Origin of the sequence: Rickettsia massiliae MTU5, assembly GCF_000016625.1 — a bacterium.
Classification (GTDB): Bacteria; Pseudomonadota; Alphaproteobacteria; order Rickettsiales; family Rickettsiaceae; genus Rickettsia; species Rickettsia rickettsii.
The window spans coordinates 331,527-357,419 of sequence record NC_009900.1 but is presented as its reverse complement, the minus strand read 5'-3'; the positions used below and the strand labels follow the sequence as shown (position 1 = coordinate 357,419).

Genomic DNA, 25,893 nt, shown 5'->3' with positions numbered 1-25,893 from the left:
CACTCCACAAACTTATCAATAGACGTCTTACATAACGCAGCTAATAAAGAGAAATTTGAAGGAGACACGGAACGCAGAACCACAGCGTACACTTGACATGAGGATTCGAGTACCGGATCGACGTACAAATTACCTTTAGAAGCAAGTTATGTAAGACGTCTAGTAAAATAAAACGGTAATTTTGCTTCTAACTTAATCTCTTTACCAAAAATTTTTTCAGATAAACATATATTATTAGCATGCAAGAACATATATTTACTATACGGCATTATTTCTTTATTACCATATTTATCATCTCCAAGTATCGGACAACCTAATAATCTAGCATGCAACCTTAATTGATGCATTCTACCTGTAACCGGCGTAAATTCAATTAAAAATAAGTTATTATCAAGTGATTTAAGTACTTTATAATAAGTAATGGCAAGTTTACTATTTTCACTATCAATATTAGTAATTTTAGGTGTACTTCCTTTACTCTTTTCTATATTACTTCTAACTTCGCCTACATTTTTAATTGGCTTCCCATAGGTTACGGCAAAATATGTTTTTACAACCAATTTTTCTTTAAAAGCATCATGAAGTTTTACACTACTTAAATAATTTTTGGCTATTAAGAGCAAACCACTTGTTTCTTTATCTAATCTATGTACTAGCTTAAAATCAGCACCTTTATAATTCAAATATTTTAATGCAGAGTCAATAGATAAATTTATTTTACTGCCGCCTTGAGTAGCAAGACCTGCAAGTTTATTTATAGCTATTAAATTATCATCTGCATATATCAAATAATCGGTAGTAATTTTCTTCGCTAGCTTAATTTCAGCGTCGGTAAAAACTAATTTTTCAGGTTGCTTAACAGGTAAATTAAACTTATCGTTAATAAAAATTTTATCGCCGCCCTTTACTCTTAAACTCGCTTCTGTTTTCTGAGAATTAACGGTAATTTGTTTTTGACGTAATGCTTTCTCTATTACTCCTTGAGTCAATAAGGGATATAGACGTTTTAAATATTTATCTAATCTAGAAGAAATAGGAGTATTGACATCTATGATCATATTTTTAATAAATTAGGAACTTTTTATTAAAAAACAGCACCAAATTATTATAGATAAAAGGATTACAGCAAAAAGCTGATGTATAGAGGCAATTATTATAGGTACAGAGTATAAAAGAGTAATTATTCCGGTAGATACCTGCATCAATAATGCAATCATTAGAAAATACGCTATCTTATTTAATTTCGGATGTTCTATTTTTAACAAGCAGATTATCAAAACTACCACAACCAAAAATACGCTATAGCCACCTAAACGATGTATGAATTGTATAAAAACCGGATCATACCAATTTTTAAGATCAAAGAAATTATCTTTTATCTCCATCGGGATAAAGCTATAATCCATTAGCGGAAAACTATTATATATCAGCCCTGCATCAAGCCCTGCAACTAAAGCACCTAAAAAAATTTGTACATATACTACAGTAATAGCAATACCGGAAAATATTAATGGTAATTTTAAATCTGTTTGTGACGGGATTAACAAAATATCACAACGATTTTTTATTAGTTGATAAAAAAGTATGTGATAAATAATTACGGCGATAATTAAATGAAAAGCAAGTCGACAATGACTAACATACGGACTATTCAACAAGCCGCTTTTAACCATATACCACCCCATAAAGCCTTGTACGCAAAATAACCACAAAGCAATTATATAAGGTAGCATGTCACGATTTTTTATAACATCTTTAAAATAAAAATATATTAAAGGTACAATATATATTAAAGCTGTAATTCTACCGAGTAATCGATGTATAAACTCTAACAAATAAATAAACTTAAACTGTGATAAAGTAATTCCGTAATTAACGGAGTTATATTCAGGAAAAGCTTTATATTTAGCAAATTCCGCTTGCCAGCTTTCAAAACTAAAAGGCGGCAAAATACCGGTGACCGGACGCCACTCAACTATAGATAAACCAGAACCGGTAAGCCTTGTTATCCCCCCTATAACAATCGTCGCTATGACCATTATACAACTTATACACAACCATTTTGTAATTAAACTTTTCTGCACTTTTATTTTAAGTCTATGTTTTTTATCGCGTCATTACGGCATTGCTGCTATGTCATCCCCGCGTAGGCCTTGTTGCGTGGATAGGTTTATCATTTATCATCCCGCGACTTGATCGCGGGATCCAGCTAAAAATACTAATAATATTAGTATTTTTATTATTTTTATGGACCCCGTGGTCAAGCCACGGGGTGACATTAAGGATTACTGAATTCCTGCTTTCGCAGGAATGACATATTATAGCCCTCAAATCAAGACTCTGCATTCTTTTCCGTATCTTCGACGGTATTAGAAGGACGTTTCTTATTTGATGTTTTATTACGATATCTACGTTTTGTCTTTTTTGGAGCAGCTTGTGCTTCTTCTAAGCCGGCATTACTTTCTACAACTTTCACCTCTTCCACAACGCTTACGGTTTGCTCTACCGATTCTTTTGCCTCTAAACTCTTATCTTTTACTTCATTAGCAATATTATTACTATTATTAGCTGTTTTCCATTTATGTTTATTTTTGCGTAACTGTTCTTTTTTCAGCTCTTCTTCAGTATAATCGGCACTATGATTCTGAATTACCGGCTTAACAGAATTAACATTATTGTTATTTTTCTTCAACAGCTTCACTTTTTCAATCGAATAACTATCTGATGTAGCATTAGGATCGGAATAAAAATTAAGCTTTATATTATATTTTTCTTCAATAAATTTTATCTCAGCACGTTTATTATTAAGTAGATAAATAACTGAAACGATATTGGTAAAAACATTTATTACATCAGTTCTTTCTTCAAAAATTTCATTCTCTATAGTACGTAAAATTAACATAGCATTAGCGTCACTCGCTCTAATGACTCCTTTACCGTTACAATGAGAACAAATTGCCGAATTAGTTTCTAAGAAAGAAGAACGTAATCTCTGCCTTGAGAATTCAAGCAGTCCAAACTGACTAATATTACCGGTTTGTATACGAGCACGATCACGACTTAAAAACTCTTTAAAGGATCGTTCAATAATTTTACGATTCTTAGCTTCGCTCATGTCTATAAAATCAACCACTATCAAACCTGATAGATCTCTAAGCTTTACTTGCTTTGCTACTTCTTTGGCTGCTTCTAAATTAGTTTTTAGTGCCGTTTCTTCAATATTTTGTTCAGAAGTGGATTTACCGGAATTTACATCAATTGAAATAAGAGCTTCCGTAGGATTAATAACGATATATCCTCCTGAAGGTAACGTCACTACAGGCTGATATAATTTAACTAATTGCTCTTCTACTTGAAACTTAGTAAATATAGGAGTTTTACTTTTATGCTCTTTCAGCTTCGCAAGCTCTGAAGGTAATAAATCCTGCATAAATTTTGAAGCGTCTTCATAACCCTCTTGTCCTTGAATTACCACCTCTTTAACATTGTGATCGCACATATCACGTATGGTTTTACGTATTATACTATCTTCCTCATGAATAAAACACGGAGCTGGAAATTTAAGAGTACTTTTACGAATTTTATTCCATAACCTTGCTAAATAATTATAGTCTTTCTTTAAATCTAAGGTGCTACTTCCTCTACCTGCGGTTCTAACAATGACGCTATAAGCATTTTTGTCACCGCTTACTATTTTATTTAAAATATCTTTCAGTCTTTTCCTTTCTTCCCCGTTGGATATTTTACGCGATATACCGTTTTGCGAACCTTTATTAGGCATTAAAACACAATATTTACCAGCCAAGGATATATAAGTAGTAAAAGCGGCACACTTATTGCCTCGTTCTTCCTTAGTAACCTGCGCTAATAATATTTGGTTTTTTCTTATTACTTCTTGAACTTTATATTGTTTATATTGCGGAATATTTGACTCAGGGGTACCGCTTTGAATAATTTCAATATCATCAGCCGCTTCTAAATTAAGTTCTGACTGGAATTTACTCTCTACTAAATCTTCTATGGTTTTTAGGTCAATTTCTTCACTATCAACCAAAGAATCATATATAGCAGCCGGTTTCTCTTTATCATCCTCAACCGTAATATTTGCAAGAGCTATTTCAGGAAAAGCATTAACCGGAAAATTTCTCTCCAAGGTAGGCAAATTGTAATAGTTAGGATGGATTTCACTAAACGGTAAAAAACCGCTTTTATCCATTCCGTACTCTATAAAAACAGCTTGTAGCGACGGTTCTATTCTTGTAACTTTTGCTAAATAAATGTTACCTTTATTTTGTTGTCTTACGGTTGTTTGAAATTCAATATCTTCTATATTGTTGCTTTGTCCTAATAAAACTACTCTTGTTTCGCTTGGAAAATTAGCATCAATTATAATCTTTTTATTCATTTATCTTCTCACTAACTTGAAGAACAAATAATTAATATAATGCTTGTATCTTAAGAAAAATCATTGTTTATCTTGTATTAATTTATTTAAATAGAGATAATTTATCTATGAGTAAAGAGCAAAAATGAAATTCTAGATAAACTTCAAATAACACCTCTTTAAAATACTAAAAAATATATTATTATTTTTCTTACATTAAAATATTTTCATATTATTTAATCCATTAATTTTTTTAAAATTCAACAATAATTATATACAAATTATAAATAAGGCTACCATACTTGATTAAAAGCTGATAATCTAATAACTATCCATATATACTTAAATCATGGAATTACGAATCTCTTTAATTTTTAAGATAATAATCTTAATCATTATAATTAATGAGTTATATACCATGTATTTATGTTTAGCAAACACTTAATTTATGACTTTAAAAAACGATTACAAAACTATTTTTTTCTCACTTTTGGGAATATTTATTTTTTCCTGTATCAATGCTATAAATTTTTATAATTTTCAAATCTTTTTACTGATAAATAAAAATCTAGGCGGAGAACAAATAAATCATATAAATCAAACTAAATTTATAGGTTCGATAATCGCAGGCTTTGCCTTAACACAGTTAATTAATAAGTTAAGTAATCAAAAAATTATTTTAATTAGCTTATCTTTATTAATTATTTGTACAATAAACCTAATTTTATTAAATAATTATACTCTAATTAAAATTAATTTTATTGTAATTAATTTTGGAACATTTTCATATTTCACTTCTATAACATTAGACATTATTGAAAGTAGCAAAGAAAAGAAATATTTTTTTTTAGCTTGTATAATGTTGTTATGGGCGGGTGGAAACTTAATGGTAGATTTATTAAATCCATTTATAAAACCGACAAATAATACTATAGTAATTTGTGCATTGTTATATTGTATCAATATACTAACCGAATTTCTGCATTATAATCCTACATCTCATAAATTAAATTTAAATTCCAAATTTTCATCCTTAATAAAAAATGTCGAATTACAATTATTGACAGGCTTCGTAGTTGCTTATGTCACCTTGGATATATTATGGTATTATGAAGCTTTTGCATTAAAGAAAGAATTAGCATTAATTAATTTGAGACTTATACTAAAATATATTTTTCTAGCAATATGTTTTTCTATAATTCCTATATGCTATATATTAAGCAAAGTAAATAAATATTTGGCTAATTTATCACTAACTATAATTCTGCTCGTCTGCTTTATTTTACTACCGCTTCATGGAACTAATAAAAACCTTAATATATTATATATAATACTAATCGGTAGTTGTTTAGGATCCATTTATATTTGCAATATTTTAATACTAATTGATAAATTTAGGGATTACGAACTTAGAACAGCTTTATTTTCGTATTTTTCAATGTGCAGCATCGGTATATATGCCGGAGCTTTATCATCTCATGTACCTTACGGCACTATTAACGGCAGTGATTTCTTATTTTCCGTTTTTGCCGTAGTCGGTAGTTTTGTAGCTTATCATTTTTGGTATTTTATTAAGTATACATTATATAGATTTTAATAAGACTTCTTGCATAACTTGCTTCTAAGAGTAATTTGTACGTCGATCCGGTACTCGAATCCTCACGTTACTTGCGGGTACGCTGCGGTTCTGCGTTCCGTGTCTCCTTCAAATTTCTCTTTATTAGCAAGTTATGCAAGAAGTCTTATACTAACATAGACGAAGATCAACTTCAAAAAGAGCAAGGAATCCACAAGGTGAGGAGCGGCGCGTATACTTAATACGTGAGTATCGTAACTCTTGTAGGATGACGCAGCCAATTTTTGAAGTGCATCGAGTATATGTGTAATATTCTGTAACATAATATAACTTGTATAATTTGGCATTCTTGTATAATTTGGCATTAAATATTAATATTTAAATATATTTTTACAATGTCTAAAATGCAGCAAAGTACATTATTAAAACCGGTTAGTTGTTACGGGATCGGGGTTCACTCAGGAAAACGTACCCAGTTAACTATAGAACCCGCTAAAGAAAATACCGGAATTATATTCATTAGAACCGATATATCTTCTGAAAATAATTATATTGAAGCTAGCTATTTCAATGTTTCCGATACCTTGTTATCTACCACTATCAGTAATGATCATAAAGTTCAAATTTCAACAGTTGAACATTTAATGGCAGCACTTTGGGGATGCAGCATTGATAATGCACTTATTAAAATTGACGGTCCTGAAGTACCAATTATGGACGGCAGTAGTAAACCTTTTGTGTTTATGATTGAGTGTGCAGGAAAAAAATTACAAAATGCTCCTAAAAAATATCTAAAAATTTTAAAAGATATAAAAGTAGTTCATAAAAATTGTGAATTATATTGTACTCCTTCCGATCACATGACTGTAGATTTAACCATTGATTTTAGTAGTAAAGCTATAGGTAGACAAAATCTAAGTTTTAGGAATCAAGAATCTTTTACTAAAAATATTGCGGATGCTAGAACTTTTGGCTTTATAAGAGATATTGATTATTTGAAAAGCAAAGGGCTTGCCCAAGGTGCCTCATTTGAGAATGCTATAGGAATAGATGAGCAGGATAAAATCTTAAACCCAAACGGCTTACGTTATGAAGATGAATTTGTTCGCCATAAACTATTAGATTTATTCGGTGATTTATATACCAGCGGCACTAGCATTGTAAGTGCAATTAAAGGCTACAAAACCAGCCATGCTCTTAATAATGAACTATTGCATAGAATATTTAGCGATACTACCTCTTACAAATTTGTAACTAGCAGTGAGTTATAATAATCATTTCATATTGTTAAACTTCGCTTTCTTTTTTGCATCCTTTTTAAATTTTCACTTTTTGTCCTTTTTATTTCAGCATTATTAACTTTATCTTTATCCATAGCTTTAGTTAAAGGACTATATACTTCGGCTTTACTAGGATTTTCATAAAATGGATTCATTACATTTTTAATATCTTTAACATAGCTCTCTTTTCTATTATCCATTGTTATTTTATTTTCTCTAAAAAATTCTTCTAAACCGTTTCTTTTTATTTCAGAATTAAAACTGCCTCTTATTTCTCGAAATTTTTGTATTTTTTGGTCTTTATTCATACTCCAATAATTCTTATCCGTTATTAATTTTTTTAAAGCTAATGTTTGCAATACTTGATTCTTAGTATAATTCTCTAATTGTTCTAAATTTTCATATATAGGAGTATCTTGTTTTTTATATTCTTCATTTATATTGAATTTAAATATTGCTTTTATTTCTATTTTTTCCTTTTCAGTAAGACCGTCGATAATTAATGATGCGGTTGTAATTACACCGTAACCCGTAGCTTTTAATATATCAAGCACATTACCGCTAGCACCTTTAATAATAGAGGCGGCCAAATTTGCGGCTCCACCTAAATTATTTCCAAATATTCGTCCTGTACTTTTCAATTTATTTACATTTAACTCATACTTATCTTGAGTAGCATCCTTACCTGCCGTTTGCGGCGTATATAATTCATTTTTCAAAATATCTTTTAAGCTCGGTTCTAATGATAATATATAATCTTGCTGACTTTTAGCATTTCTGTTATGTACTAATAAATTATTCTCTTTATGAAGTTTACGCAAATCATGCACTTTCAAAGTCTCATTTACAGCTTGAATTCCTACGCTAACTCCTGAAACAACACCTACAGCTATAATTATCGGTGATATAGGAGTAAAAAGTCCAGAAACTGCAATTGCTATAGAAGCTATGGAAACTGCATAACTTAAACTATTGCTAAATAATATTTTACCGATTTTACTTTGTCTAAAACTAGTCCAATAAGATTTTAACTTATTAAATATTTTTCTAACCCTTGATTTTTTTGAATCAGACATTTATTTTTCTCTCCAAAGAACAAATATTTTTATAAATTTTTCTTTTATTTAATTAACTTCTCTTACAACTTAAATTATAGTATAAATTCTAATAAAAAAACAAAATAAATGTCTGGAAAAGAATTAAATAAAATTGTTGCAGCCATCTTATTTGCTAGTTTAATTGCTATGATGGTTGGATTTGTTGCAAATATATTATACAAGCCCACTCTAGAGTTACAACATCGCGGCTACAGCGTTGCGGTTCAAGAATCATCAGAAAATCAAAATACTACCGCACTAGAGCAAGCACCGGTAAATATACCAGAATTAATGAAGACTGCTAACGCCGATAACGGTCGTGAAATAGCCAAGAAATGTTTAATGTGTCATTCTCTTGATAAAGACGGTCCAAATAAACTAGGACCGCATCTTTGGGATGTAGCAGGTAGACCAAAAGCAAGCATAGCAGACTATAAATATTCCCCTGCTCTATCAAAACTTGGCGGCGTATGGGATGATGATAGTTTATTTGTTTTCTTACATAAACCAAGTAGCTATGCACTAGGAACTAAAATGTCCTTTGCCGGTATCTCAAAACCACAAGACATAGCTGACGTAATATTATTTTTAAAAACTTATGTTCATGATAAATAATTATCTCACCGAAATATGGTTAATAATCGGCATAATTTGCATAGTTGTTGAATTCTTTGCAGTTCCAAGTATTGGATTCTTATTCTTTGGGCTTGGAGCGTTATCAAACACTCTTGTGGTATATAACTACCCTCTAGTTAGCTTAACAAATCAAATAACATTTTTTGGTATATTATCGCTTATTTGGTTTTGCATATTATATTATCCTCTTAAAAAATATGTTTATAATAAAACTGATAAAACAAAAAATTACTCGGATATGATAGGCAAAACGGTAGAGGTTTATAGTTCTACAGTTTCTTCTGATACTATAGGACAAGTAAGATGGTCCGGTGCTATTATGAATGCTTACCTTGTTCCAAATGAAATCGATGCAAAAACAGGCGACCGACTTTTTATTATCGAAGTTAAAGGGAATGTACTAATTTGTTCTAGAGAAAAACCTAATAATAATTCTTAGCAAAATATTTCTAAATGACATTGCCCGCGTAAATACAAGTCCTCATTGCAAGTAGGTATTGTTGCGTGGATCATTTTATGTCATTCCCACGAAAGCGGGAATGACACTAAATGCATTTTCCGGTCCAACGGCGGGCAGCCCCTCTCTAAACATTCTCTTTAAACCAATCAAAAGCTTTTTTAAAGAAGCTACTATTTGCATCAAGTCTAATATGAGCAAATTCTTTTTGCTGTTTTAGAGCATGAATTTTTAGCATTCCTATAGTTGCTGAATACATGGCCGGATTATAGTCTTCTATAAAACCGGCAATAATCTCCGGTTTACCGATTCTACTCTGTTTTTCAAAAATTTTATTTGAAAGCTCTTTAAGTCCTCTAAGCTGAGACCCGCCGCCGGTAATTACAACTCTAAAAACTTCAACCTGCCCTTTTGTTGCTTTATCATATTCGGCTTTTACCATTGATAATATTTCTTCGGCTCTTGCTCTTATTACCTCAGCCAATTTATAAATTGTTACGGAAGTATTTAAAGTATGATGAGTATCAACCTGAAAATCCTCCATATTTATAATACTATCTTTCTCAAATAAAGGTATCATTGCATTACCGTATAAAATTTTTAATTTCTCTGCCGTAACAAGATCAATGCCAAAGACTTTAGCAATATCCGAGCTAATATGAAAACTACCTATATTTACATGTCCCGTATATATTAATTTACCGGCAAAAAAAATGCCGAAAGAGGTAGTTTTATCCCCCATGTCGATGATAAGCGAACCTAGATTTTTTTCATCATTCGTAAGACAGCTAATAGCAGAAGCATAAATTGCTAGAGTAATATTTGTGACTTCAACATGACATTTAGCGAAGCATTGTACAATATTTGATAACATATTTGAACTAGCAGCAATAATATGTAATTCACAACTAAGTTCTCTACCGTACATACCTATAGGATTCTCGACTGAATTATTATCAAGGGTAAATTCAAGAGGAAAATAATGAATAATTTCTTGGTTTTTAACTTTAAATTCAAGTAATGCTTTCTGTAGTAACTTTTTAATATCCTGCTGCGTTACGGTTTGCCCGTTAACTTTAATGGTATAATTAATATAATAAGATTTAGTGTCGGCACCTGATAACGATAATATAATTTTTTTTATATTTTTACCGCAATCTTTTTCAAGTGCGTAAATTGCCGAAACAATGCTAGTTTCAGCATTTTTTAAATCTGATATAACTCCTGATTTAATACCTTTAGAATGATGCAAATTTTGGCTAGCTACTTTAATTTCACCTTTTTTACTAATATAGGCAGCAATTACGGCAATCTTACTACTACCGAAATCAAGTGTAACAAAATTTGATATTTTCTCTTTCATTTTTTTATGCTTGTTATTCCAAAAACGTCATTGCGCGAAGAATTACAAAGTAATACGACGAAGCAATCTCAGGATGCTTGGACAAGAGTGCCACGTCAAAACTACGTTTCTCTTCGCAGTGACGATTCTCAGTACTTCTCTATATAATACTTATTCTTATCCCTTAAATCCAAAGCCTTATAATTTTGGTTAAATAGCTTGTTAGCTTTATTTAGTGCATCGACATATTTTAATGCTTCTTCAAACTCTTTTTCAGGTAACTTAATACTTATATTACCTTTAAGATTTAAATCCCACCTTCTATCTCCGAGTCTTACAGCAGCTGAAGTTTTATTCATTAATGCCGGATATTTCTGCAGTTCTAATACTAATGTGCCTGCATAGATATTCGCCCCTTCCCCTACAACATGTAATAAATGAGAAAAAGGTTGAATCTTTTTACTAATTTCGTAACCTTCTTCATCGACTAAGAAAAGCTGATTATTAATTTGCCAAATAGCAATAGGTTCTCTTTCAAATAATTTTATATATACCGTATTTGGTAATCTTCTACTGACATATACTTCCTTGATCCATTTATTTTTCTTTAAATTATTTCTAATTTCGTCTAATTTAAGAGCAAAAATAGGACTGCCCTTATTCGCATTTAAAACCTTTAATATTGTAGGCTCATCGACATTTTGCTGTCCTTCAATGATAACATTCTCAAGTTTAAACCCAAGTTTTGTTGTTGTTTGGTATATATTTGTTGTTAAGTAGGTTTTTATGCCGGCAAAATATTTTGTAAAAACAAATAGACATACAAAGATAATTAAAGCAATCTTAAGCCCTAATATTGCTTTTTTGTAAATTAGTCCTAATTTTCGGCGTAATGAGATATTATTAGTTTTGTTTGTTTGTTTTTTTTTATTAGAGCTTGTTTTTTTTCTCATGATTCAAAGCTTGCCGTCTTTATAATTTCTTCAATTAAGTTAGTAAAATTTATCCCTGCATAAGCTGCAATTTCCGGCACTATTGATAAAGGTGTCATACCTGGGTGAGTATTTAGCTCCAAAGCATATAACTTGTTTGTCTGCTCTTCTAAAATAAACTCTGCTCTAGCAGGACCTTTACAATTCATTGTTTTATAAATTTTTTCTGATTCTATAAGTAATTTCTCATATAAATTAGCAGGTAGCGGAGCAGGACAAAGATGATCAGCAAATCCTTCGGTATATTTAGTTTCATAATCATAGAAACGATTCTTTAGTAATTTAATCTCTAAAACTCCAAGAGCTTTGCCGTTTAATACCGCTACTTGCAATTCTCGCCCTTTTATATATTGTTCTATTATTACCTGATCACCGTAAGGAAAATCATAATCGGCAAAGTTAAAATTATCTTCTGCAAATATCACCTCAACACCAATACTTGAGCCTTGCGTAAGAGGCTTAATAACGTACGGTCGTTTCATAGGATCATTTTTTATATTATCACTTTTATTTACAACAATGCTTTCTGCCATATTAATATTATTCGTTAAAAACCAGCTCCTAGAATGTATTTTATTGAATGCTAAAGCTGAAGATAACATGCCGCTATGAGTATAAGGAATCCGCATTATATTAAGTAATCCTGGTAAACAACCGTCTTCACCGTATGTACCGTGCAGGCAATTAAAAACGATATCAGGTTTTATTTCTTGTAATCTAACTGTAATATCCGCTCCCATATCAATAAAGGTAACGCTATATCCTAATTCAATTAAAGCTTTACTAACTCCTTCGCTTGACACTAACGATACTTCACGCTCAGCAGACATACCGCCCGCCATTAATGCTATATACTTTTTACCGGCACTACTTAATATTTTGACTATAGAGTGTTCCACCCAATGTGTTTGATATTTATGCATGTTTTTTCCTTTCTTATTAAATCCATTGTAATTCCTAACTAAAAGCGGCCTTGTTGCATAGCTCGAAAAACCTACTCGATGTCATCCCCGCGTAGGCGGGGATCCAGAAAAATAACTTCAATATTGATATAGAAGTTACATATTATAAAATAAACATATAAAAAACTTGTTTTTTATATGTTTTACTGGATTCCCGCCTTCACGGGAATGACATAAACTAGCTGCAACAACGCCATTGTTAATTAGGGATGACGTCCGATTCTCTTAATCTCCCACTCTAACTTAACCCCGCTATCTTCAAATACTTTCTGCCGGACGAAATCACCTAAATCTTCTAAATCCTTAGCAGTAGCATCACCGTTATTTATCATAAAATTACAATGAAGTTCTGACATCGAAGCACCGCCTATTCTATAGCCTCTAAGTCCCACCTTGTCAATAAGTTCCCAAGATTTACGCCCTGCAGGATTTGCAAAAGTACTACCACCCGTACGCTCTTTAATAGGCTGTGTAGATGATCTTGCGTTATTTATTTCATTCATCCGTAACAATATATTTTCACTATCGCCTTTATTTATTTTAAAAACAGCTTTGAGAATAATTAAATTCTTTGGTAAATTATTACTGCGATATTTAAAACCGATTTCTTCATTTGTGAATGTTAAAAAGTTTCCTGCAAAGTCAATCGCTTCAATCTGCACTATAATATCTTTAAATTCAGAACCGTAAGCACCGGCATTCATAGCAACACCGCCGCCGATAGTCCCTGGAATACCTACTAAAAACTCAAAACCGGAAATAGCATTTGCTTGACAAAATTTTGCTAAATTATAATTAAGGCAGCTGCTACCTACTATTAAATGATTATCTATAAACTCAATATTGCTAAAATTCTGACCAAGTTTTATAACGACCCCTTCTATGCCGCCGTCTCTTATAATAATATTTGAGCCTGCTCCAAAAGTCTTTATAGGTAATTTTTGCTTATTTTGTATTAAGAAACTTTTTAAATCTTCTCTATCTAAAGGTTTAAAGAAAATTTCAGCATTACCGCCTACTTTAAACCATGTTAAGTGTTTTAAATTATAATCTTTTTTATACTCGCCTTTTACTATCGGTAAAATTAACATATTTAGTCCTGCTATTCGCTTTACTGTTATCTTCACTCTTTTGTCCCCTAGTTCGCTTGACCCTATGCTATATGAACAGATGTCATGCAATAAGACCGGTCAAACCACGGTATGACAGCTGAAGCCACGGGATAACAATCTCCTATCTAATTCATTAGCAAAACTTGAAATATTACCTGCTCCCATCATAATTATCATATCACCGGAAGCTGCATTATCTATAATAACTCCAACCGCATCATCTAGCTCTGCTAGAAAATTTGCTTTATCGTGATGTTTATGCTTAGTAATCTTATCAACTAAACTTTGTCCTGTAATTCCTTCTATAGGGTTTTCACCTGCAGCATATATATCGGTAATATAGAGTATATCGGCATCAGCAAAGCAAAGCATAAAATCATCAAATAAATACTGCATTCTTGAATATCTGTGAGGCTGAAAAATAGCAATAACTTTACCGTTTTGTTTATTTGCTATATTTTTAGCCGTCGCAAGCGTTGCTTTGATTTCCTCAGGGTGATGAGCGTAATCATCGATAATTGAAGCCTTATTATATTCAGCTACTTTAGTAAATCTCCTCTTCACTCCTTTAAAATTATTAAAACCGTTTTTAATAGCTTTAATACCGAAATCTAATTCGATCCCAACGGCAATTGCAGCAAGACTATTTAAAATATTATGTCTTCCGGGCGTTGGAATAGTAATTTTTTCAATAATCGTTGTACCTAGTACATTTGGTAGACTAATTTTTACATCAAAAGTAGAGGAGGCAATATCAGTGTTAATATTAAACGCTATAATATGAGCATCTTCCGAATCGATGCCATAAGTAACAATCTTCCTTTCAGTAATATCGTCTACTAACTTACGAACTATTTTATGATCGGTACAACAAACGGCAAAACCGTAAAATGGCAAATTAGTAATAAAGCTTCTAAAAGCACCAATTAATGTTTCAAAATCTTTATAATAATCTAAATGTTCAGGATCAATGTTAGTTATTATCGCAATAGTTGATGGAATATGAATAAACGTTGCATCCGATTCATCAGCCTCCGCAATTAAATAATTACTTGAACCAAGATATGCATTAGTCGATTTATTATTTATGATCCCACCGTTAATAACCGTAGGACATAAACCGGCTGCCTCAAATAAACAAGCAACTAAAGAAGTAGTAGTGGTTTTACCGTGCGATCCCGAAACTGCTACTGAACATTTTAATCTCATAAGTTCAGCAAGCATGTCCGCACGTCTAATAATTGGAATTTTACGCTCCAAAGCTTCTTTTATTTCAGGATTCTTTGGATTAATTGCCGATGAAATAACAACATACGACACATTGGTAATGTTCTGCTCGGCGTGTCCTAAAAATATTTTAATGCCGTATGACTCAAGTCTTTTAGTATTATAATTTTCTACTAAATCGGAACCTTGTACTTTATAACCTAGATTATGTAATATCTCGGCAATACCGCTCATGCCAACGCCGCCGATACCTATAAAATGTATAGTTTCTAAGGTTTGATTAGTTTTTTTTAATTCAAGTAACAGCATCTAAGTTTAATCATTTAAAATTGAGTTCTGCATATAGGTTTTAAGTAACATTGTCAAGCACTCACTGTGTCATACCGCGACTTGATCGCGGTATCCAGTTTAAAATATTAAAATCATTGATATCAAAAGTTATTTTTATGGATACCGTGGTCAAGTCACGGCATAACATCGGAGTCTTTTTCAAGAGCCATACAACAAAACCGGTTCAGTATGACAATCATTAAACCTCATCCACCCTATCAAATTTTGCTTCGGAATAGAAGTTTCCTTGTAGCCCACCGACTTTTAGATCAATTAAAAATTTAGCTATTTCTCCGTTTTCTACGAATTCAGCTACCGTTTTAATACCTAAATCTTCTGAAATTTTAATTAACCTTTCTACGAAATACCTACTTTGTACATCACTTGTAATACTACGCACATATTTACCGTCAATTTTGATAATATCAATTGGTAAGCTTTGAAGTTGTTTAAAAGAAGTAAAACCCGCACCAAAATCGTCTAATGCAAATTTACATCCGTACTTACGTAGTTTATTAATAAATAAAGTTATTTTATCGTAATTCTCATTGAAAGAAGTTTCCGTAATTTCAATAATTAAACGATCCCGCACATTATGAGCTTTTAATAAGTTTTCTGCTATTTCCCATAAAGCTTCATCGCCTATTCCTATATTTGAAATATTAACGGCTAACATTAAGTTTGGGTTGCGGGCAAGTTCATTAACAGTCATTTCTAAAACAATTTGATCAATTATAAAAATTAATCCTTTATTTTCAGCAATAGGGATTATAGGACCTACGGAAATATAAACACCGTTCTCGTCAGGTATACGAAGCAGACATTCATAATAATGAATCTTCATAGTATTACGATCTATTATAGGCTGATAAGCAAATCGCATAGTCTTTTTTGCTAAGGCTTGTCGTAGTAAGTTAAGCTGAAGATTAGATTTTCTTATATTTTCCAAATCATGTTCTGTACTGCTATATTCACGGTAATAATAATTATTATTTTGTGAAAGTAACATATTTAACGTTTTTTCAATTTCTTTAGCATTATTACTTACTTTTGGAAATTTAATACTAGCAATATAACAATTCATATAAATTGCCGGCTTCTGTTCATTAATATAAAGCTGCAAAAATAAATATAATTTTCTAGCAAAATTTTTAATTAAGTCAGAATCAGTAGTATTTAGGATAAATAATATTCTATCTTTCTTTATTTTCTTAAACTTTGAAAAAATCTTAAGTTCTTTGCTTACATCTTCAATGATTTGATCTAAATCTTCAATTATAAAATGCTTACCCTGCTCTATAAATTCTATTTCATAATAGTTAACTAATCTACAAGCAAAACATACGCCTTTTTCCAATTTATCTATCGCATCTTGTAAATCTTTATAATCCGTTATTAATTCCAACATTGCAATGTGTATCATAAAATTATATACTTAAGAATATTAGGATATTTTTACTGTAAATGAAATAAAAATATGAGCCGCATAGAAAGGATACAAGAAAAATTAAGTGTGTTAAAACCACATTTTCAAGAAATAATAGATGAAAGCTATAAACATGCTAGTCATTATAACGGAATTCACAGCCATATAAAAATAAGAATTTCTGCAGAAACATTACAGGGAAAAAGGCTAATTGCCAATCATCGCACTATTAATAACTTACTTGCCGATGAATTTAATAGCGGCTTGCATGCTTTATCGATAGAGGTACTATGAAAACAAATAATATTTTAAAAGTAGCCGTTGGAGCTAGCAGCGTAGCACAAAAAGCCTTAAATAGTATAACGGATAAAAGCTGTGGCATAATTGAGGATAAAATACTTAAAGGTAATTACGTCACTCGCGAAGAATTTGAAAAATTACAAACTTTAGTAATAAAACTCAAGAAAGAATTAGCAGAGTTAAAGAGCAAATAATTTTAATCAACTAGTTTCAGAATTTTCTATTTTTGCTTTTAGCTCTTCTATTGCTTCTATAGTTAGCCCTGTTGAATCTGCTATTATATTGACATCTATATCTTTAAGTAACAAGTTCTTTGCTATTTCTATGCTTCTTTCAGCTTTCCCTTTTCACACCTTGCTTCTAAAGCTATTTCCTCGGCATCTTCCATTAATTTCGCTCTTATATAGGCATCATATTCTTCGGCAGTGAGGTTATGCATTTCTATTATATTGTATACATCTAATACTTGCTCGCTCTTTATATTTGCAGGTAGGCTGTTTTCTGTTTCTGCACACTTAAATAAATGTAGCCACGCATCTATAGTAGTTTCAAACTTATCTTTATCAAATTTTTTAAGCTCTATAAATACATAGGAAAAATCAAATAAATATTGCTTATTTGTTTTAGTTTCAAGCATTTTATGAAGACTTATACAAGGTACTTCATCATCAAACATTTTAGTCTTAATAAGTGAAATAACTATTACCAGTAATAAATCTTTATGCTTTATTCCTTGTGTAAGTTGCTGTACGTAAGAATGAGCAGAATAATATTGCACTCTTTTTAAGTAATCGCTTTCATTTCTTTTTTGCATCTCGATGTTATATACCAGCAACCGGCTTCATCTTTAACCTTTAAATCAAATATGCTTTTTGTTCCCTTTATCGAGCATAGGTACTTGCTCTACAGATATAAATTCTATTGCTTTAATTCTAAGCCCCTCAGGTGGTTCAAGAACTGCATTGATAAATTCCTTGAACCTCTCTAAATCACGAAAGATTTTTTTAAATACACTATCATTAGTGGGATCTAAATATCTTTGCATATTAATTATTACTTTTGGTATTACTCATATTATTATAGCTTTTTAAGTAAGCAGTAAATAATACTAGAATATGTACTTATTAATAGAATAATTATTGCTATTTTTTAACAAAAATTACGTACTTTGATCCGTTCTAATGGATACGATTGCTGACATGCCGGGAACTAGATTAGCATTTGGGGATTCAAAATCTATTAAAACAGGTACACGTTGTACGCTTTTAGTAAAATTACCGGTAGCATGATCTGGTGGGATTAAGCTAAATTTAGAGCCGGTAGCAGGAGCAATATTACGAATCTTCCCGTAAATTACCTTTTTAGGCAAAGCATCAAATTCAATTTTGACTTTCATGCCGGACTTAAATTTCTGAATTTGTGTTTCTTTAAAATTAGCCTGAATATACATAGTATTATCTTGAACTATAGAAAACAACGCCCTACCCGGTACTATGTAATTTCCGATTTCTAAACTACTATTACCGAATATACCGGGTACCATAGCAATAAGTTTAGTATTTTGTAAGCTCCTTAAGGTTACTTTTTTATTTTCTGTTAGCTCTTTAAGTTTTTCCTGTTCTGCTGCTTTTTCAAGCTCAAGAAGCTGTAAATGTTGCTTAGATATATCTAAATCTAACTGTGCTTGTTTATAATCCGTTTTGGCTTTTTGATATGCGTTTTTAGAATCATCTAACGTTTTAGAGCTAGCAAATTTTGCCTTATTTAATTCCTGCACTCTAATAAAATCTGTTGCCACAATATCAAAGCTTATTTTATTAAGCTTTAATTTTTCAGCTGCTTGCTCTAGGCTAATCTGCCCTATTGAGATTTTTTGCTCTATAATTTCTATATTTTTTATGCAAGCTTCAATAGATGCTTCAAGTGCTGCAAGCTTTGCCTTATAATCTCTATCGTCAATTTCACCTATCAGATCGCCTTTATTAACTTTAGTATTATCGGTAACAAATAACTTTGTTAAAACACCGCTAACTTCAGCACTAACATTTGAAATATCTGCATCTATGTAAGCATTATCCGTGGATTGTGTATTTGCCCAAACATAAATTCTATATCCCAAATAAATAAATATGATTAAGGCTATAATAATTACATATTTAGTAAATGGATGATGTTTATATTTGTCGATAGCTTGTTGTAATACACTCGGCATAATTAACTTTACCAATACCCTCTATGTTTAAAAAAATAACAAATTGGTATAGAAAGAATATATATAACTGCAATTAACGGCAGTGAGTACCATGGATATATGATAAGATTTATAATAACAATAGCAACTAAAATCATTGCAAGCGATAAATATTCAGGTTTAATACTCAAATTTTTTGTTGAGATTGTAGGAAGCCTACTAGCAAGTAGAAAAGCTATAATAGCCAAATATATATTAATTGTTATAGTGTGAGTACGGATATTGATATTTAATAACGTACCGATTTCAAAATCTATCATTACAGGCATTAAAGCAAGTAAAGCACCGCATGGGGCAGGTACACCAGTAAAAAAATAGTCAGTTTTTTTATCTTGTTTCGGTTGATAAATACCAACGTTAAAGCGAGCTAAACGTAGTGCCATACACACTATAAATAATAACATTACCGCTGATGAAAATACCTTATACTCATATTGTTGAAAAGACCATAAATATATCAGATAGGCAGGAGCTATACCGAAATTAGCAAAATCGCATAATGAATCAAGCTCTGCACCAAATGGGCTAGCTGCATTTAGCATCCTTGCTATTCTACCGTCGATACCGTCAATAATTGCCGCTACTATAATGCAATATACCGCAAGTTCCCATCTGCTATCCAAAGCAAATTTTATAGAACTCATACCGGTTACTAAACCAAGCAACGTAATAGAGTTGGGAATTAATTTTATTAGAGGTACAGGCTTAGTTATTATAGATTTACGAATTTTTAACAATTTTTATACTCAAAATGTATTTATTTATAACGTGATTGCAAGGAAAAAACAGTTTTTTATACGTTTCACTGGATTCCCGCCTACGCGGGAATGACATAAACAAGCCATGCCTACGGCTGCTCGCAATAACGGTTTTAAAGTTATGAGGCTACTTCCTCTCAAACTTAAATTCTGTTGTCTTTTTACGTCCAAAATCAGCAATGATAGTTTCACCGCCTATAGCAGTCTGCCCTTTACTCACTAATAAAGCTGTTTTCAACGGTAGATAAACATCTACTCTGCTACCGAAACGAATTATACCGTATCGCTCGCCCGTTTTAACTTCATTACCCTCTTCTAAATCACAAACTATACGTCTTGCTATAAGTCCGGCTATTTGAACAAAAACAATTTTCTGCCCTTGAGCAGTTTCCATTAATACTGATTGACGCTCATTATAAATACTAGCTTTATCGAGTGAAGCATTAAAAAATTTTCCCGGATTATAATGAAGTGCTAAAATTTTTCCGTTTGCCGGGATTCTATTAACATGGACATTTAAAAGATTTAGAAAAATACTAACTCTAATCATTTCCACATCACCAAGCCCTAATTCCGGGGGCGGCAATGCTTCCTTAATTTCTTGAATTATTCCATCTGCAGGACTTATTACCAGATCATCACTTATAGGCACAAAGCGATCAGGATTACGGAAAAAATAAATACACCAAGCAGTAGCAATACATCCAATACAGCCAAGTTTTTCATTAAATGATGCTAATAAAAAACTTACTAATGCAAAGCTAGCAATAAATATATATCCTTCGCGGTGAATAATTTTAAATAAATCATTATATTGTTTCATTTTAATCTCTATGAATCTCCTTATTATTTTTAACTATGCCTGCTCTGCTTTATCCTCTTGGTTCTCACTCTCGTCTGCATCTTCGTCTTGAGGGGTAGCTTGGGCTTCGTGCGCAAAACCAAGAGCATATACGCATAAATCCGGGAGTGGAACACCGTTTTTTTTGGCAAGATCATTTAGCTGTGATATTGCTTTCATAACATCATCAGGAATAGTACCGCCTCTTTCGTCAGATAACCATTTTGCTTGAAATTGTAGCGGATGATGCCCTTCTTGAGGCGTACCTATATAAAACTTAAACTTGGCTCTTTGTCCACCAAAATCGCAGTCAAATTCAAACTCTTTATAATGTGCCATAACTTTATGAATTAATAATTATATTAATATTATTATAACAATAAAAATGCAAATCTAAAATAATTTCTTGTCTAATATTTTTTAAGTTTTTTAGCAATATAACGATTTGAATATAGAAATTTATCGCTAGAATCTATAATTATCCCGCCTGCTTCCTTAATAAAAAGCTCAAATGCATAATATAATGTAAAATTTAATAATGATAAACATATTAAATCCGCTTTACCTGACGCTACAAGTGTAGCCCCGTAGCAAGGAGAACCAAAAGATCTAATATTATCTACCTCTATCGCCTCCAAATCATTATGATTTACATCTTCAATAATTGCTAAACAGTTTTTTAAATCGGCATTATCGGAAACTCTAAGTCTTAATCCTTGATAATTAGAGTTTAAATTATTTTTTTCTATCCAAGCTCCCTTACCTTTTTCAGCATAATAAATTTCATTAAGAGCAGGAAAATATATTACTGTAGAAGTAGGAGTTAAAACTGCTTGATTCCTTTTTAAATAAGTTACGGATATCGCAAAAAAAGGTATGCTTCTGGCGAAATTATTTGGGCTATCTATAGAATTAATTAAAAAAACACTCTCATAATTATTATTTAAATCGAATTTATCCTCCGGAAAAAATAAATATTGTGTATGTTTTTGTAATTCTTCACATAATAAAGTTTTTAATTTTAAATAAGATCGCTTACAAAATTCTTCATTTCTTACAGAATTTTTTTGTAGCATTTCGAGTTCTAAAAAATCTCTATGCAAAAACTTAACAGCTTTACGCAGGGCATTAATTAATAAATTAGTTATAGGTTGCATTTGATATTTTTAATTTAAGATATTAGTTTTAGAAATTATGTCATATGGCTTTAAAAAATCGATACCATTCTCCTAGCTAAAAGCATTGCCTGAGTGGATGCTGAAAGTCGTCATTGCGAGGAAAAACTGTACGTTTTGACGAAGCAATCTCAGGATATTTGGCGAGATTGCCACGCAGCCTACGGCTGGCTGCTCGCAATGACGGGGTGGTATCCACACGGGCAATGCCTTCGCTGGAATGGTATCCATAGTTCAATAAAACAGCTTACTTCGCTCGCTCGACATATGTCATATCATCAGTTTTAACAACAATTTTTTCTCCTATTTCTAAATATTGCGGGACCTTAACTTTAATACCGTTTTCTAAAATTGCTGGTTTATAAGAAGCGGTAGCGGTTGCTCCTTTTATTACTGGATCAGTTTCACTAATTTCAAGTATAACAGTTGGAAGAAGCTCAATATTTAAAGGCTTGTCATTATAAAATTCGACTTTAACAATCATATTTTCAGTTAAGAAAGATAATTTTTCTTCTAACATTTCCTTGGGAATATTTATTTGATCAAAATGTTTGGTATCCATTAATACCAAATCATCACCTTCAAAATATAAAAATTGATAATCTTTTTGTTCAAGCTCGGCTTTTTCTAAATAATCGGAAGAACTAAATCTTGCGTTACGCTTTGTCCCTGTTTTTAAATTTTTCATCTCAACTTGTACATAAGCTCCACCTTTCCCGGGTTGAGTATGTTCCGGTGTTTTGCTTACAACCCATAAATCATTATTATAAACTAATATGTTACCTGTTCTAATTGAATTTGCTGAAATTTTCATATATCATACATTTAAGACTCAAAATTAAAGTATAAATATACAAATTATTTCCTTTAAACACAAGAATTTAATCTTATACAAGAATTTAATCTTATGACCACAATATTAGTAGTAGATGATATAGAACCCAATATTAAGTTACTAACAGCCAAACTTTTACAAGAGTATTATACGGTGCTTACTGCAAATAGCGGCAAAGAAGCACTAGCAATTCTTAAAAAGGAAAAAATTGATATTATACTACTTGATGTTATGATGCCGGAAATAGATGGATTTGAGGTATGTAAAACGATAAAAACCGATCCGGCAACTACTCATATACCGGTTGTAATGGTAACTGCACTTTCCGATATTGATGATCGAGTTAAAGGTCTTGAGGCAGGAGCTGATGAGTTTTTAACAAAGCCGATTAACGATACTGCTCTATTTGTAAGACTTAAATCGCTATCTAGAATGAAAAGCTTAATTGATGAGTTAAAGCTTCGTAATAGCACTAATGCATTATTAGGCGTAACAAATATCGAAATGCATGACACTTTTGCAGATAAAAAAATATTACTAATTAATGATGATGTGGTACAAGCTAAAAATATAAAACAAATGTTACTTAAGATTACCCAAAACGTAAAGGTAATAAGTAATTCCGATGAATTAGATATTATAAATGAATATACCCCCGATTTAGTAATTATCAGTAGTACGCTCGAAAATGACGATCCTTTGAGGATCAGTGTTATTTTAAGAGGTAAAGCAGAAATAAGCGGCGTGGTAATAATTTTACAAATTGATGAAGACGGTATGCCTTTGGTTGTGAAAGGTATTGAACTCGGTATTAATGATTATTTCGTTTATCCTATAGAGGAAAGCGAATTGCTTGCTAGAATTAGAACACAATTAAAACGTAAGCAATATCAAGATAATTTACGTAATGATCTTGAACAAAGTGTCAATTTAGCAGCTAAAGACGGTTTAACCGGCTTATTTAATCGTCGCTATTTCGATATACATCTCAAACAAATGATTGAGAAAGCTAATAAAGAAAGTATTAAATTATATTTACTTATGTGCGATATCGACAATTTTAAACATGTAAATGATACTTACGGTCATCAAGCAGGCGATAAGGTTTTAACAATTGTATCTCGTATTTTGAAGAATACTCTCAGAGTAACAGACTTAATAGCAAGATTCGGCGGTGAAGAATTTACTATACTCTTAACGGATATAGATATTTCTAAAGCAATTGAAACTGCGGAGAGAGTTAGAGTTAAAATAGAATATATGGATTTTCACATTGAAGATCAAATTGAACCTTTAAAAAACACTATTTCAATCGGAGTTACGAAATATAAAAAAGAAGAATCAATAGAATCTTTCATTGAACGTGCTGACAAAGCTATGTATGAAGCTAAAACAACGGGTAAAAATAAAGTAGTAAAATTATAATTGATTTTTTAAAGTAAAAAAATAATGAGCAATTCTTCCAAAAAACATCTTGATTTACCATATAGACCAGGGGTCGGCATGATGATATTAAATGCCGATAACCATATATTCGTCGGTAAAAGAATAGATACAAAAATATCTGCATGGCAAATGCCGCAAGGTGGGATAGTTCCTGGCGAAACACCAAGTATTGCAGCAATGCGTGAGATGTTAGAAGAAATAGGCAGCGATAAAGGATATATTATTGCCGAAAGCAAATGCTGGTATAGTTATGATGTACCAAGCTTTTTAATACCTAAACTGTGGAACGGTAATTTTCGTGGACAAAAACAACGCTGGTTTTTAATTAGGTTTACCGGAAATAACGAAGATATTAATATAAAGACCTCTAATCCGGAATTTGACCAATGGCGTTGGGCATCACTTGATGAACTCTTATCTATTATAATACCGTTTAAACGTAAACTTTACCAAGCCGTCGTAAAAGAATTTGAATCATTAATTCAGTAAAAATTTTATATATATAGTAAAAGAAGTTGAATTATGTTCAATTTCTTTTACTATACTTAATTATTTAGAGCCTCTTGATCCTCTATTTGACCTAGACATATATTATGTTGATCGCTATCATCATGGTAATCAGAATTGATATGTACCTTAATTTTATTAGCTATGTATCTTATGCCTAATATACTTAATATTACTGCTGTTGTAATATAAATAAATATAGTACTTGTAGCAGCACTATTTACCTCTTTATCACCTTCAATTCATTCATTTATAGCACTAAATAATGAAGTATCCTTATCATTGCCTAAAGTAAATACAACACACTCATTTGTTCCTCTAGACAATAAACTAATATCTTTATCGCAACTAGGGTCAATCATATAATATGTACTATCATTCTTTATTAGGTTATAATTATTATCACCAATTATATGTGCAGTAAATACATTTGCTAGATTAGCTATAGTTATATTAGCAATAAAATCTTTTACTTCTCTGATATGAAACAAGTTTATAATAAAATTACTTAAACAGTGATTTGTTGTTGTTTCAGTTGCCCAATTAACCGTATCAATTTGAGCTTCCGGCATTAAAAATCATGAATTTATATCTTCAAACGCAAATTTTAGCTTTCTAACCAATCCACATAAAATATATTTTTTATCAGCAATATGTACAAAGGTATGATCAGGATGCTCATCTAAAAAATATGTAGAGGTATTAGAAAAAGGTTTTAAATGTACAGAATATACCTTATTTCTATCAAGGCTTTGGTCATAACTATTTTCACTAGAATCAGCTGGTATTAAATTTGGTAATAAAATAAGTCTACAAAAATAACCGATTAAATTAACTATATTTGGTACAAATTTAATATGATAATTTGGCATAACGTTACTTTATGTTTATTATAACATGTCTTATTATTAAATATAATTAAGATTATTGTTATAATTCAATTAATTTAATAAGAAACC

Annotated in this window: 28 protein-coding genes and 2 pseudogenes; 9 read left to right on the top strand and 21 right to left on the bottom strand. The window is 31.3% G+C overall.

Annotated features, from left to right (window positions below):
- Positions 1-18: 18 nt before the first annotated feature.
- Positions 19-165, top strand: a pseudogene (locus tag RMA_RS08070) (palindromic element RPE1 domain-containing protein); the annotation flags it as partial.
- Here RMA_RS08070 and RMA_RS01880 read toward each other — a convergent pair.
- The 3 genes from RMA_RS01880 to RMA_RS01870 form a co-directional block, all read right to left on the bottom strand.
- Positions 147-1,058 carry an RluA family pseudouridine synthase gene (locus tag RMA_RS01880; RefSeq protein WP_041404565.1) on the bottom strand — a complete coding sequence of 304 codons (912 nt, stop codon included), beginning with the start codon at positions 1,056-1,058 and terminating at the stop codon, positions 147-149. The pseudogene RMA_RS08070 and the gene RMA_RS01880 overlap by 19 nt on opposite strands.
- Positions 1,059-1,070: 12 nt before the next feature.
- Positions 1,071-2,084 (bottom strand): COX15/CtaA family protein, encoded by a 1,014-nt coding sequence (locus RMA_RS01875; protein ID WP_041404564.1) that lies wholly within the window; start codon positions 2,082-2,084, stop codon positions 1,071-1,073.
- A 248-nt stretch (positions 2,085-2,332) separates the two neighbouring features.
- Positions 2,333-4,405 carry an Rne/Rng family ribonuclease gene (locus tag RMA_RS01870; protein ID WP_012152581.1) on the bottom strand — a complete coding sequence of 691 codons (2,073 nt, stop codon included), beginning with the start codon at positions 4,403-4,405 and terminating at the stop codon, positions 2,333-2,335.
- A 427-nt stretch (positions 4,406-4,832) separates the two neighbouring features.
- Here RMA_RS01870 and RMA_RS01865 point away from each other — a divergent pair, with 427 nt between their 5' ends.
- Positions 4,833-5,981 carry a hypothetical protein gene (locus RMA_RS01865; RefSeq protein WP_012152580.1) on the top strand — a complete coding sequence of 383 codons (1,149 nt, stop codon included), beginning with the start codon at positions 4,833-4,835 and terminating at the stop codon, positions 5,979-5,981.
- Here the strand turns inward: RMA_RS01865 and RMA_RS12200 are convergent.
- Positions 5,971-6,120, bottom strand: a pseudogene (locus tag RMA_RS12200) (palindromic element RPE1 domain-containing protein); the annotation flags it as partial. The gene RMA_RS01865 and the pseudogene RMA_RS12200 sit on opposite strands and share 11 nt — an antisense overlap.
- 244 nt (positions 6,121-6,364) lie before the next feature.
- On the opposite strand from RMA_RS12200, the gene lpxC reads away from it, so the two are divergent.
- Positions 6,365-7,231 carry a UDP-3-O-acyl-N-acetylglucosamine deacetylase gene (gene lpxC / locus RMA_RS01860; protein WP_041404950.1) on the top strand — a complete coding sequence of 289 codons (867 nt, stop codon included), beginning with the start codon at positions 6,365-6,367 and terminating at the stop codon, positions 7,229-7,231.
- Between the two features lie 8 nt (positions 7,232-7,239).
- On the opposite strand, the gene RMA_RS01855 is transcribed toward lpxC, so the two are convergent.
- Positions 7,240-8,316, bottom strand: a complete 1,077-nt coding sequence (locus RMA_RS01855; RefSeq protein WP_012152578.1) for a hypothetical protein — start codon at positions 8,314-8,316, stop codon at positions 7,240-7,242.
- A 108-nt stretch (positions 8,317-8,424) separates the two neighbouring features.
- On the opposite strand from RMA_RS01855, the gene RMA_RS01850 reads away from it, so the two are divergent.
- Together RMA_RS01850 and RMA_RS01845 are read left to right on the top strand one after the other, a co-directional pair.
- Positions 8,425-8,952: a c-type cytochrome gene (locus RMA_RS01850; protein ID WP_012152577.1), complete on the top strand. Its 528-nt coding sequence runs from the start codon at positions 8,425-8,427 to the stop codon at positions 8,950-8,952.
- Positions 8,936-9,412, top strand: coding sequence for an NfeD family protein (locus RMA_RS01845; protein ID WP_012152576.1), 477 nt, complete (start codon positions 8,936-8,938; stop codon positions 9,410-9,412). Before RMA_RS01850 ends, RMA_RS01845 begins: the two co-directional genes overlap by 17 nt.
- Before the next feature lie 145 nt (positions 9,413-9,557).
- On the opposite strand, the gene ftsA is transcribed toward RMA_RS01845, so the two are convergent.
- The 6 genes from ftsA to RMA_RS01815 all read right to left on the bottom strand — a co-directional run bounded on the left by ftsA (position 9,558) and on the right by RMA_RS01815 (position 16,818).
- Positions 9,558-10,793: a cell division protein FtsA gene (ftsA, locus tag RMA_RS01840; RefSeq protein WP_012152575.1), complete on the bottom strand. Its 1,236-nt coding sequence runs from the start codon at positions 10,791-10,793 to the stop codon at positions 9,558-9,560.
- Positions 10,794-10,921: 128 nt separating this feature from the next.
- Positions 10,922-11,725 carry a cell division protein FtsQ/DivIB gene (locus RMA_RS01835; protein WP_041404563.1) on the bottom strand — a complete coding sequence of 268 codons (804 nt, stop codon included), beginning with the start codon at positions 11,723-11,725 and terminating at the stop codon, positions 10,922-10,924.
- Positions 11,722-12,687, bottom strand: a complete 966-nt coding sequence (locus tag RMA_RS01830) for a D-alanine--D-alanine ligase (RefSeq protein ID WP_012152573.1) — start codon at positions 12,685-12,687, stop codon at positions 11,722-11,724. The genes RMA_RS01835 and RMA_RS01830 overlap by 4 nt, the downstream gene beginning before the upstream one ends.
- A 242-nt stretch (positions 12,688-12,929) precedes the next feature.
- Positions 12,930-13,817: a UDP-N-acetylmuramate dehydrogenase gene (murB, locus tag RMA_RS01825; RefSeq protein ID WP_014366075.1), complete on the bottom strand. Its 888-nt coding sequence runs from the start codon at positions 13,815-13,817 to the stop codon at positions 12,930-12,932.
- A 99-nt stretch (positions 13,818-13,916) separates the two neighbouring features.
- Positions 13,917-15,374 (bottom strand): UDP-N-acetylmuramate--L-alanine ligase, encoded by a 1,458-nt coding sequence (gene murC / locus RMA_RS01820; protein WP_012152571.1) that lies wholly within the window; start codon positions 15,372-15,374, stop codon positions 13,917-13,919.
- A gap of 220 nt (positions 15,375-15,594) precedes the next feature.
- Positions 15,595-16,818, bottom strand: coding sequence for an EAL domain-containing protein (locus tag RMA_RS01815; RefSeq protein WP_012152570.1), 1,224 nt, complete (start codon positions 16,816-16,818; stop codon positions 15,595-15,597).
- Positions 16,819-16,872: 54 nt separating this feature from the next.
- On the opposite strand from RMA_RS01815, the gene RMA_RS01810 reads away from it, so the two are divergent.
- Positions 16,873-17,115 (top strand): BolA family protein, encoded by a 243-nt coding sequence (locus RMA_RS01810; protein WP_012152569.1) that lies wholly within the window; start codon positions 16,873-16,875, stop codon positions 17,113-17,115.
- Entirely contained in the window at positions 17,112-17,315 is a 204-nt protein-coding gene (locus RMA_RS01805; protein ID WP_004996338.1) for a hypothetical protein, read from the top strand. The genes RMA_RS01810 and RMA_RS01805 overlap by 4 nt, the downstream gene beginning before the upstream one ends.
- A 128-nt stretch (positions 17,316-17,443) precedes the next feature.
- On the opposite strand, the gene RMA_RS10650 is transcribed toward RMA_RS01805, so the two are convergent.
- From RMA_RS10650 to efp, 8 genes are all read right to left on the bottom strand, one after another.
- Positions 17,444-17,935: a PD-(D/E)XK nuclease family transposase gene (locus RMA_RS10650; RefSeq protein WP_041404562.1), complete on the bottom strand. Its 492-nt coding sequence runs from the start codon at positions 17,933-17,935 to the stop codon at positions 17,444-17,446.
- A gap of 45 nt (positions 17,936-17,980) precedes the next feature.
- A complete protein-coding gene (locus RMA_RS10645) occupies positions 17,981-18,166 on the bottom strand; it encodes a hypothetical protein (protein ID WP_014366082.1) in 186 nt (61 codons plus the stop codon).
- A 114-nt stretch (positions 18,167-18,280) separates the two neighbouring features.
- Positions 18,281-19,333, bottom strand: a complete 1,053-nt coding sequence (locus tag RMA_RS01790) for an HlyD family secretion protein (protein WP_041404561.1) — start codon at positions 19,331-19,333, stop codon at positions 18,281-18,283.
- Between the two features lie 8 nt (positions 19,334-19,341).
- A complete protein-coding gene (locus RMA_RS01785) occupies positions 19,342-20,109 on the bottom strand; it encodes a CDP-alcohol phosphatidyltransferase family protein (RefSeq protein ID WP_012152565.1) in 768 nt (255 codons plus the stop codon).
- A gap of 148 nt (positions 20,110-20,257) precedes the next feature.
- The gene (locus RMA_RS01780) at positions 20,258-20,953 is read right to left on the bottom strand and encodes a phosphatidylserine decarboxylase (RefSeq protein WP_014408347.1); all 696 of its coding nucleotides are present in this window, start codon (positions 20,951-20,953) and stop codon (positions 20,258-20,260) included.
- 33 nt (positions 20,954-20,986) lie between these two features.
- Positions 20,987-21,310, bottom strand: a complete 324-nt coding sequence (locus RMA_RS01775; protein WP_014408346.1) for a DUF2610 domain-containing protein — start codon at positions 21,308-21,310, stop codon at positions 20,987-20,989.
- Positions 21,311-21,381: 71 nt separating this feature from the next.
- Positions 21,382-22,128 (bottom strand): inositol monophosphatase family protein, encoded by a 747-nt coding sequence (locus tag RMA_RS01770; protein ID WP_012152562.1) that lies wholly within the window; start codon positions 22,126-22,128, stop codon positions 21,382-21,384.
- 265 nt (positions 22,129-22,393) lie between these two features.
- A complete protein-coding gene (gene efp, locus RMA_RS01765; RefSeq protein WP_012152561.1) occupies positions 22,394-22,960 on the bottom strand; it encodes an elongation factor P in 567 nt (188 codons plus the stop codon).
- Positions 22,961-23,053: 93 nt separating this feature from the next.
- On the opposite strand from efp, the gene RMA_RS01760 reads away from it, so the two are divergent.
- Positions 23,054-24,406, top strand: coding sequence for a PleD family two-component system response regulator (locus RMA_RS01760; RefSeq protein ID WP_041404560.1), 1,353 nt, complete (start codon positions 23,054-23,056; stop codon positions 24,404-24,406).
- A gap of 24 nt (positions 24,407-24,430) precedes the next feature.
- On the top strand, positions 24,431-24,916 hold the full coding sequence (locus RMA_RS01755) for an RNA pyrophosphohydrolase (protein ID WP_014366088.1): 486 nt from the start codon (positions 24,431-24,433) through the stop codon (positions 24,914-24,916).
- A 260-nt stretch (positions 24,917-25,176) separates the two neighbouring features.
- Here RMA_RS01755 and RMA_RS01750 read toward each other — a convergent pair whose 3' ends face one another.
- On the bottom strand, positions 25,177-25,506 hold the full coding sequence (locus RMA_RS01750) for a hypothetical protein (protein ID WP_012152558.1): 330 nt from the start codon (positions 25,504-25,506) through the stop codon (positions 25,177-25,179).
- 6 nt (positions 25,507-25,512) lie between these two features.
- Positions 25,513-25,806 carry a hypothetical protein gene (locus RMA_RS01745; protein WP_041404559.1) on the bottom strand — a complete coding sequence of 98 codons (294 nt, stop codon included), beginning with the start codon at positions 25,804-25,806 and terminating at the stop codon, positions 25,513-25,515.
- Positions 25,807-25,893 lie beyond the last annotated feature (87 nt).